This window comes from Planctomycetota bacterium (assembly GCA_039182125.1).
GTDB lineage: Bacteria > Planctomycetota > Phycisphaerae > Tepidisphaerales > Tepidisphaeraceae > JBCDCH01.
Genome location: JBCDCH010000110.1, coordinates 1 through 9,254, shown reverse-complemented (window position 1 = coordinate 9,254; position 9,254 = coordinate 1). Strand labels below are relative to the sequence as shown.

The 9,254-nt window shown below is 64.7% G+C and carries 9 protein-coding genes; 7 read left to right on the top strand and 2 right to left on the bottom strand.

The genetic code is table 11. The annotated features are described in order from the left end of the window. The first annotated feature begins 73 nt into the window (after positions 1 to 73). The 7 genes from AAGD32_17890 (at position 74) to AAGD32_17860 (ending at position 8,035) form a co-directional block, all read left to right on the top strand. The gene (locus AAGD32_17890) at positions 74 to 1,027 is read left to right on the top strand and encodes a twin-arginine translocase subunit TatC (protein ID MEM8876120.1); all 954 of its coding nucleotides are present in this window, start codon (positions 74 to 76) and stop codon (positions 1,025 to 1,027) included. Then, positions 1,024 to 1,566, top strand: a complete 543-nt coding sequence (locus tag AAGD32_17885; protein MEM8876119.1) for an inorganic diphosphatase — start codon at positions 1,024 to 1,026, stop codon at positions 1,564 to 1,566. Before AAGD32_17890 ends, AAGD32_17885 begins: the two co-directional genes overlap by 4 nt. A 97-nt stretch (positions 1,567 to 1,663) precedes the next feature. Beyond that, positions 1,664 to 3,499 carry a hypothetical protein gene (locus AAGD32_17880; protein MEM8876118.1) on the top strand — a complete coding sequence of 612 codons (1,836 nt, stop codon included), beginning with the start codon at positions 1,664 to 1,666 and terminating at the stop codon, positions 3,497 to 3,499. Positions 3,500 to 3,528: 29 nt separating this feature from the next. After that, the gene (locus AAGD32_17875; GenBank protein MEM8876117.1) at positions 3,529 to 4,980 is read left to right on the top strand and encodes a DUF5009 domain-containing protein; all 1,452 of its coding nucleotides are present in this window, start codon (positions 3,529 to 3,531) and stop codon (positions 4,978 to 4,980) included. Between the two features lie 51 nt (positions 4,981 to 5,031). Continuing rightward, positions 5,032 to 5,838 (top strand): hypothetical protein, encoded by an 807-nt coding sequence (locus AAGD32_17870; protein MEM8876116.1) that lies wholly within the window; start codon positions 5,032 to 5,034, stop codon positions 5,836 to 5,838. Position 5,839: 1 nt separating this feature from the next. Continuing rightward, complete coding sequence (locus tag AAGD32_17865; GenBank protein ID MEM8876115.1) at positions 5,840 to 6,493, top strand: hypothetical protein; 654 nt, start codon at positions 5,840 to 5,842, stop codon at positions 6,491 to 6,493. A gap of 15 nt (positions 6,494 to 6,508) precedes the next feature. After that, positions 6,509 to 8,035: a gamma-glutamyltransferase family protein gene (locus tag AAGD32_17860; protein MEM8876114.1), complete on the top strand. Its 1,527-nt coding sequence runs from the start codon at positions 6,509 to 6,511 to the stop codon at positions 8,033 to 8,035. A gap of 3 nt (positions 8,036 to 8,038) precedes the next feature. On the opposite strand, the gene AAGD32_17855 is transcribed toward AAGD32_17860, so the two are convergent. Beyond that, entirely contained in the window at positions 8,039 to 8,818 is a 780-nt protein-coding gene (locus AAGD32_17855) for an HNH endonuclease signature motif containing protein (GenBank protein MEM8876113.1), read from the bottom strand. A 74-nt stretch (positions 8,819 to 8,892) separates the two neighbouring features. After that, a partial coding sequence (locus tag AAGD32_17850; protein ID MEM8876112.1) for an aminotransferase class V-fold PLP-dependent enzyme occupies positions 8,893 to 9,254 on the bottom strand: 362 nt, incomplete at its 5' end.

Below are 9,254 nucleotides of genomic sequence, written 5' to 3'. Positions count from 1 at the left end.
CGATTTGTCACGAAACCGAAGAGATCCTTCGACTGCGCTCAGGATGACTTTGCGGTGATATCCTCTCACTCGCGTGCTCAAGCTCGACCAAAACTTCGACCCCGACGACTTCCGGATGCCGGTCGGGGAACACCTTGAGGAACTGCGGAGTCGGCTGATCAAGGTGCTGATCGGGGTGGTGATCGCAACAGGCGTGTGCCTGTTCTTTTGCCGGGACTACGTGCTACCGGCGTTTTGTCGCCCGCTGATCCTCACGCAGCTCGAAGCCGGCGTCTCGCCGCAGACGTACTTCAACACCCTGCCGGGTCCGTTCACGATCTTCCTCAAGGTGAGCATCATCTGTGGGATCGTGCTCGCGTCACCGTGGGTGATCTGGCACTTCTGGCAGTTCGTCGCCGCGGGGCTGTACCCGAACGAGCGCCGGGCCGTCACGAAGTACATCCCGCTTAGCATCTTTCTGACGTTCCTCGGCGTGGCGTTGGCATACTTCTTCGTGCTGCCGATCACGCTCCAGTTCTTCCTGAGCTTCGGGCTGAGCATCCCGCTGCCGGGGTACGAAGCGTCGTCGACCGCCCCACTAGCCGAGGGGGTGGTGCTGCCGCAGGTCGCGTTGGTCACCGCCGACCCCGTCGATCCCGCGGCTGGGTCGCAGTGGTTCAACACCACCGAGTCACGCCTGAAAATCTTCGACGGCAAAACGACCCACGTCCAGCAGTTTGCCCCGACGTCGCTGGCCTCGCCGCTCATCGAGCTGCCGGCGTACATCAACCTCGCGATGGTGATGATCGCCGTCTTCGGCGCGGCGTTTCAGTTGCCGTTGGTCGTTTTGGGGGTCGTGGCGGCGGGGATCGTGGAGCCGCGCGACCTTCGGGAGAACCGCAAGTACGTCATCTTCGGCCTTGCCGCACTGGCGGCGATCGTCACGCCGGCCGATGTGTTAAGCATGGCCCTGCTCGCGGCCCCCCTCGTGTTGCTCTACGAACTGGGCATCCTCCTCGCTTCCCGCAAAACCAACCCCGAACCATGATCCACCCCTGGCACGACGTCACACCCGGCGAGGACATCCCGCAAGAGTTCAACTGCGTCATCGAGATCCCCTTCGGTTCGTCCGTGAAGTACGAGCTCGACAAGGACAGCGGCCTGATCAAGCTCGACCGCATGCTCTACTCGGCCGTGTATTACCCGGCCAACTACGGGTTCATCCCGCAGACGCTCGCCGAGGACGACGACCCGATGGACGTGCTGGTCTTCTGCAAGGAGCCGGTCATGCCCTTGACGCTCATGAACGCCCGGGCGATTGGCCTGATGACGATGGTCGATCAGGGAAAGAAGGACCACAAGGTCATCGCCGTCGCGACCGAGGACCCGGAGTACAACTTCTACCGCGAAGCCAAGGACATGAGCCCGCACCGCATCGCGCAGCTGCGACGGTTCTTTCAGGACTACAAGCTCATGGAAGACAAGGCGGTCGAGGTCGACGAACTCCAACCGGCCGAGGCGTGCTTCAGCGTGATCGAGGACTCGCTCGCGCGGTACAGTCGACAGCGTCGTCGCGGGTTCAAATGACCCGATCGAACCCGGCACGGAAACTGTTCCAAAGAGCACGCCGCGACAATGCGATTTTTTACGATGAAACGACCTGCCTTTCCGATACGCTCGGCTTGTGGGTCGAACACTTGGACTGATCACTTTTGCGTTGCTATTGCTCGCCGCGGCGGGTGTGGTTGTGCCGTGGAACGCGCGACCGACCATCGCCGTCATCGTCGACCGGACCGCGTCGACACGAACCGCCGCTTGGCATGACGCCGACCCGACGCCATTCATCCGCGCTGCGGTCGGGCGTGATGCGGATCTGGTTCGGATCATCGACACGGCCGAGCAACTCACCGCCGCGCCCGATGCGGATATCGTGGTGATCTTCAGCGATGGACGACTGCCGATGCCCGCGGGCATGCCCGAAACGTTCCTCGTAACCGATCCCGCACTCGACCAACCGGCCGACACCCGCGTAACCGACCTGAGCCCCTATGCGGCGGTCATCCAAGCGGCGACACCGACGAAGATTTCGGTAAGCGGTGCCGAAGCGGATCGGTCCGAAGTGACAGGGGATCGGGTCGTCGGGCTCGCCAATACGACCGGGACAGTGCGCGTCGATGTCGAAAACGACGCCTGGCCCGAGAATAACGCCATGTCGCTCGAGGTCGCACAGAACGTGGCGCGGGCTTGGCTCGCCGAGCGTCCCGCACCGCCCGGCTGGACGGCGGTCGACACCATCCCGGGCAACGCGTCGGTGGTCTACGCCGAACGGTTCACCGCGGATGTCGCCGACCACCTCGGCCGCGGCGGTGGGCTGATCGTCGGCGATCTCGCCGCCCTACCGCCGGCGCTGCGCGGCACGTCGCCACTCTCACCGACACCCCCGGCGGGCGATCGAGAATGGCTGCTGTTGCTGGACGTGTCCGGCTCGATGGGCCGGGCCGACCGACTCGAGCGCGGCATCACGGCACTCCAATCAGCGGCTGCACAACTGCCCGCCGATGCGACGCGCGGTGTCGGCTCGTTCGCCGATGATTTGCGTTGGTGGGAGCGTGGCGTGCCCGCAACCGCGCCACTTGCGGTGCCGACCGATCTCACCGCCGGCGGACCGACCAACCTCCGACTGGCACTGCAAGCAATCGCCGTGGAGACGGACACGCCACGCGATCTGCTGCTACTCACCGACGGCTCGGCCGAACTGGATGGCGTTGACACCGGCAGCCTGCGCATCTCCGCCGTCGTACTCGGCGACGAAGTTCCAGCGGCACTGGCCGAAGTGGTGGCTCGCAGTGGCGGCGTCATCGGTGCCGGGCCGGAATGGGCCGAGACCGCGGCCGAGGTCGCCGGCGATGCGACGCTCCCGTCGACACCGCCTCCCGCTCGACTCGACTGGCCCGGCATCGCCGAGCGTGACACCGAGCGCGTTAGTGCATGGCTCCGCGACGGCGCGAGCGCCCTTGCCCGATTCGACACCGGCGAACCGGCCGTCGCCGTCTGGCAGGTCGGCGACGCGACCGTCGCCGCGACAGCCTTCGCCCCGACCGACAACGAGATTGGCGTGCTTGCCGATCGTGTCGAGGCTGCACCAGCTGATCCGAGCGTTACCGTCGACCGTCGTGGCAACACGCTTCTCATCACCGCCAGCGCAAGACCCACGGTCCGCCTGAACGGGATGGCATTGTATGTGGAACGCGACACACCCACACGCTGGACCGTGCCGTTGCCGACACCGCGGGCGGCGAACGTGGCCGTCGTGTCGCTCGGGCAACGACGTGTCGCGACGATCGCCGTACCCTCCGGCCACGATCAGGAGTTCACCGGACTGGGCAACTTCGGCAGCGACGCGATCGTTGGCCAACGCCTGACGCTACCCACGCGTTCGAACACGTTCGACACATCCGCTTGGCTCGGGTTGGCCGGCGTTGTCGTCGGTGGCATCGCGCTAACCCGCATGCTCCGTTGAACGGATCGAAGCCGTGGTAGGCTTGGGTGATGCGTGAACGAGCGCGGGCACTGGACGGACTACGCGGCAGCGCGGTGCTGCTCATGTGTTTCAGCGGGATCCTCCCCGCCGCTCTGCCGAACGTCATGTACCACGGGTACTACCCGGCATACCTGCCCAACGAAGCAGGCGTGTTCGAGGCCGTACCGAAAGCGTTCACGAACCAGTGGCCGGCGCTGACCTGGGTCGACTGGGTGTTCCCAATGTTTCTGTTCTCGATGGGCGCGGCGATCCCGTTGGCGTTGCGAGACAAGACATGGAGGCAGGCGGTACCGCAGGTGCTGGGGCGATGGGTGTTGCTGATGCTGTTCGCGGTCTACGTCGGGAAGATGGTGCCGGGTCAGATCGCGGCCGAGGGGATGGCCCGGCACTGGCTCGCCCTGCTCGCGCTACTTCCGGCAACGGCGGTATTCGTGCGCCTGCCGAAAGCCACCAAGTCGTGGCAGCGGTACACCGTCCGCACCGTGGGCTTCGCCGCCGCTGTCGTGATGGTGGCGGTCTTCGACAGAGGCGACGCGCCACCGCTGCAGCACCTCGACATCATCATCCTTCTGTTGGCACACATGTACGCCGTGTCGGTGTTGCTCTGGCTGGCCACCAAACGCCGGCCGGTCGTACGCTTGCTGGCCGCGTTGCCGATCATGTTGCTCGCACATCACCAAGCGATCGGCGTGCCGGAGTGGCGGACGTTCGGCAACACGTTCGACCCGATCACGCCGGGCAACGGCTGGCTCCGCCTTGGCAACGGCTGGCTCGAATGGCAGCGGTTGTGGGATGTCACGTGGTACAAGTTTCTCTGGCTCGTGCTTCCCGCGACACTCGTCGGAGACTGGCTTGTCGCACACAAGCCGCCGGCAAAAACCACGCGAGACTGGCTGACGATCGCCCTGATCCTGGCCAGCGTGGTCATCGTGTTGCTGGGCTTGCGGCACTACGAACACGGCGGCGTGTTGCGGACACCGTGGGTCAGCCTGATCACGCTGCCGTTGCTGCTGCTCGCGTGGCGTCGGATGCACGACCCGCTGCTCCGGCGCATCGGTGCGTTCGCGTTGGTCACCCTGGGCCTCGGCCTGACACTCGCGGTCCTGCCAGCGCACGGCTCTTGGTTCGAAGGTGGGATCAAGAAGGGGCCGCCCGCGACGCTGAGCTACTACCTCACGACGCTCGGCCTCTCGGCCGCGGCGCTGGGCGGGCTGATCGTTTGGATGGACGTCCGCAAATGGCCGGGCTTCGGCATCGCGGCGTATGTCGGTCAGAACGCCCTGCTCGCCTACATGGCCATCACCAACCTGCTCGGACCCGTCGTCGCACTGACCGGCGTCGACGCGTGGACGGCCTCGTTCTCGCGGTGGATCAAATTCGGCTGGGCATGCTTCAAGACCATCGCGTTCGGCGCGATCATCGCCCTGCTCACCCGGCTGCGGATCGTCTGGAAAGTGTGACGCAAGAAGTTTTCGAAACCTTCGCCCGCCTCGCGGCGTTGTCTCCTGCGCATGTCCTCCGCATTCAAACAACTGGACCAACTCCTCCGCGGCGAGAAGACACGGGCAGACGCCGTCGCCGACGGCAAGCTGGACCTTTCCATTGCCGGGCTGCTCGTTGCGGTCGTGGTGTTGGGCGCTTTGTTCGGCGTGTCGATGGGCACGTTCGGCGTGCTCAGCGGGACCGACGGCGCCTGGCTGCAGATCATCTCGTCGGCGATCAAGGTGCCAGCCCTGTTCCTGCTCACGCTCGTCGTCACGCTGCCGTCGCTGTATGTGTTCAACGCGTTGGTCGGCTCCCGGCTGTCAATCGCGAACATGCTCAAGCTGATCCTCGGCGCGATCGCCGTCATGCTCGCGGTGCTCGCGGGGTTTGCGACGATCATCGCGTTCTTCAGCTTCACGACCGAAAGCTATCCGTTCATGAAGCTGCTCAACGTCGCGATCTTCGCTGTCAGCGGCGTGCTCGGCTTGGGCTTCTTGTTGCAGACGCTGCGACGCCTGGCGAAGGAACCCGAAGCCAAGCCGGACATGCCGCCGACTTTCGCCGAGGGCGACGATCCGCGCGAACCCGGGGCACTGACCCGTGTGCAACGCGAGCGCACCTCTGCACCGGTGAAAACGATTTTCCAGATCTGGGTCGTCGTGTTCGCGTTGGTCGGGGCACAGATGAGTTGGGTGATGCGGCCGTTCATCGGCGATCCACAGGTCGTCGCCGAGCGCGGCTTCGAAGTGTTCCGCGATCGCGAGGGCAACTTCTTCGGTTCGGTGCTCAAAGCGGCCGGAAAGCTTATTGGCGTGGACGAATCGAACGACTGACATGACAACCGCACTCGACAACATCGACCGCCTGTTGCGCAGCCCGACGCCGACGGTGTCGGGGCGGCAGGCGTTGCTGTTCGCGGTACTTTTCGGGCTGATACACGGCGCGGCGGTCGGGACGTTCACCGGTGTGTGGGCCGGCGAGCCGACGCAGCTTTTCTTCTCGGCGGTGAAGCTGCCGATGCTCCTGATCGTGACGTTCGCGATCGCATTGCCGAGCTTTTTCGTGCTCAACATCCTCGCAGGCGTCGGCGACGATTTTCGGCAGGTGCTGCGAAACCTGCTCGCGGCTCAGGCGGTGATCTGTGTGACGCTCGTCGCGCTCGCGCCGGCTTTGGTGTTGTGGTACGCGGGCAACGCCGACTACGCGCCGGCGGTCGTGGCCAACGCGGCGGTGTTCCTTGCGGCCGCGCTCGTCGGGCAATCGGTGCTACGTCGCTGGTACCGACCGCTCGAAGCACGGGCACCAATACATCGCGTGCTCCGCTATGTCTGGCTGGTGGTATACGCGTTCGTCGGGATGCAGATGGGTTATGTGCTGCGGCCGTTCATCGGGTCGCCGGGCAAAACGCCGACGTTCTTCCGCGAAGAAGCGTGGGGCAACGCCTACCTCGTCATCGCGCGGCTCGTCGGCGAAGCACTCGGCTTCTGAGCGCTACGGTTTGGCATGGACACCCGCCAACCCGTCATGGGCCGTGACGTGATTTCGACCTCGCAGCCGCTCGCGACGGCGGCCGGTTTGGCGATGTTCGAACGCGGCGGGAATGCGGTCGATGCGGCACTGGCGGCGGCGATCGCGCTGACCGTCGTCGAGCCGACAAGCAACGGCATCGGCGGCGACCTGTTCGCGATCGTGCGACACGGCGACACGTTGCACGGCCTCAACGCGTCCGGACGCGCACCGGCGGCGTGGACGCCGGAGTACTTCGCCGGGCGCGATGCCGTACCGATGACCGGGCCGGACGGCGTCACGGTACCGGGCGGCGTCGCGGGATGGTCGGCGTTGCACGAACGGTTCGGGTCGCTGCCGTTCGGCGACCTGTTCGAGCCGGCGATCCGGCATGCGAGCGACGGGTACCCGGTGTCGCCGATCACGGCGGCGGCATGGTCGCGGAGCGAAGCGAGGTTCGGGAAGTTCGACGAGTTTCGCCGCGTGTTTCTGCCGGCACCCCGCGCGGGTCAGGTTTGGAAGTCGCCGGACCATGCGGCAACGCTGCGGACGATCGCCGACGACCGGGGCGAGAGTTTCTACCACGGCGAACTCGCCGCGAAGATCGCGACCGCCGCGGGCGCCATGGCAACGGCCGATCTCGCCGAACACACGATCGACTGGCTCACCGACGCCGACCTGCCCGCCGCCGACGGATTCGGCGTGACGCTCCGCGAGATCCCGCCCAACGGCCAGGGCATTGCCGCGCAGGTCGCGTTGCGGTTGCTGCAACACGTCGACCCGCCGACCGACTGGCTCAGTGCCGACGGCGTGCACCTTCAGATCGAGGCGATGAAGCTCGCCCTGGCCGACCTGCACGCGCACGTCGGTGACGGAGCTGGGCTCGAACTGCTTGATGACGCATATCTTGCCGAACGCAGCAAGCTGATCGACCCCCGCCGAGCCACGATCGCCGCGGCCGGCGTGCCCAAGCACGGCGGCACCGTCTACCTCTGCGCGGCCGACCGAGCGGGCACGATGATCTCGCTGATCCAGTCCAACTACCACGGCTTCGGCTCCGGCGTCGTCGTCCCCGGCACCGGCATCGCCCTGCACAACCGCGGCGTCGGCTTCACTCTCACCCCCGGCCACCCCAACGCCGTCGCCCCACGCAAACGCCCGCTCCACACCATCATCCCCGGCTTCGCACAGGCTGCCCACGACGGTGGATTCGACATGGCCTTCGGCGTCATGGGCGGGCCGATGCAAGCCCAGGGCCACCTGCAAATGCTCGCCCGCCTCCACGCGGGACAAGGATTGCAACAAGCCTGCGACGCCCCGCGCTGGCAGTGCATGGGCGACAACCGCGTCATCGTTGAGGACGCATGGGACAACGCCCTCCTCGCCGACCTCACCCAGCGCGGCCACGAACTCGAAACCAAGTCGTTCGAACACTTCGGTGGGGCACAACTGATCCGCGAACTCGACGACGGCTACGAATCAGCGAGCGACTGGCGGAAGGACGGCCACGCGGTTGGCCGATAGCCACTAATCCGACTCGCCCTTTGCGGGCACGGAGAATGCACGAGGACCGCGCCGGTCGTACGCAAAGGCAAAGCCGACAGGAACCCCTGCGACATGACAGTCGTGGAAATGCGATCCACGATTCCCCCGGACACCGTGCTTAGAGATATCAATCGTGAAGTCGCTCATGTTGATGTTGGCTCTGACAATACTGATTCGCGATGGCGGCTCAAATACCACTTTGAGCAATATGCCCCGCAAGCTCCGACGAATGGCAAGCGACTTCCCGACGAACTCAATGTCGAACTCACCTGTATGAAGCACGAGCTCATTCTCGATGATCTTGATCGCCGGATGGCCGGATTCGCCCGGAATCATCGCATTAATAAGCAAATCAGATTCCCAGAAGGTGAACCACAACAACTCATCAGACAACGCCCCTATCGCCACGATCGTATCCTCGGCGAGATCCGACGAGAACGAACAACTCCCAAGCACACACGTGATTTCCTCGCCAAAGTAGTGAAGCTCGTAAGGATGAGTAGTTGCGATTCGCCGATTTCGCGGACTCGTGTTTGCCCGCTTCAAAGCTTCGATTGGTAGAAGCCCAGAGGTTTTCTCGCGATGGTGGCGATCACAGAGCAAAGTGAGATTGGCTTCATCGTGCATCCCCTCAGTTGCCCACGGCTGAATGTGATCCATCTCGTACAATGGAAGCCCGCAAATCACACAACCGAAACCACATCGCTGCCGAACCCTCCTCTTTACCTCGGCAGGGATGGCTGGTCTTCCCTCTCTTTTCATGCGGTTAGTCCTATCTGCCAGCACCGCCAGATACTCTTCGCTTGTACGGCTCAATCCGATTAGGGTCTCAAGCTTCACGCCATGACCGGCATGACGTCGCGGAGGCGTTCGATGATGCCAGGGAGCATGGCGAGGACGGCGTCGACGTCGGCGTCGGTGTTCATGCGGCCGAGGCTGAATCGGACGCTGCCGTGGGCGAAGGCTTCGGGGACGCGCATGTTCTGGATGACGTGGCTGGCTTCCATGGAGCCGCTGCTGCACGCGGCACCGGCGGAGATGCACACGCCCTGCTCGCTCAGAGCGATGACAATCGCCTCGGCGGCGAGGCCTTCGAAGCCGACGTTGGAGGTGTTGGGCAAGCGGGGCGCGTCCTGGCCGTTGAAGCGGACCGGGGCGCACAGTTCAGCGATGCCGGCTTCGAGCTTGTCGCGCAGCT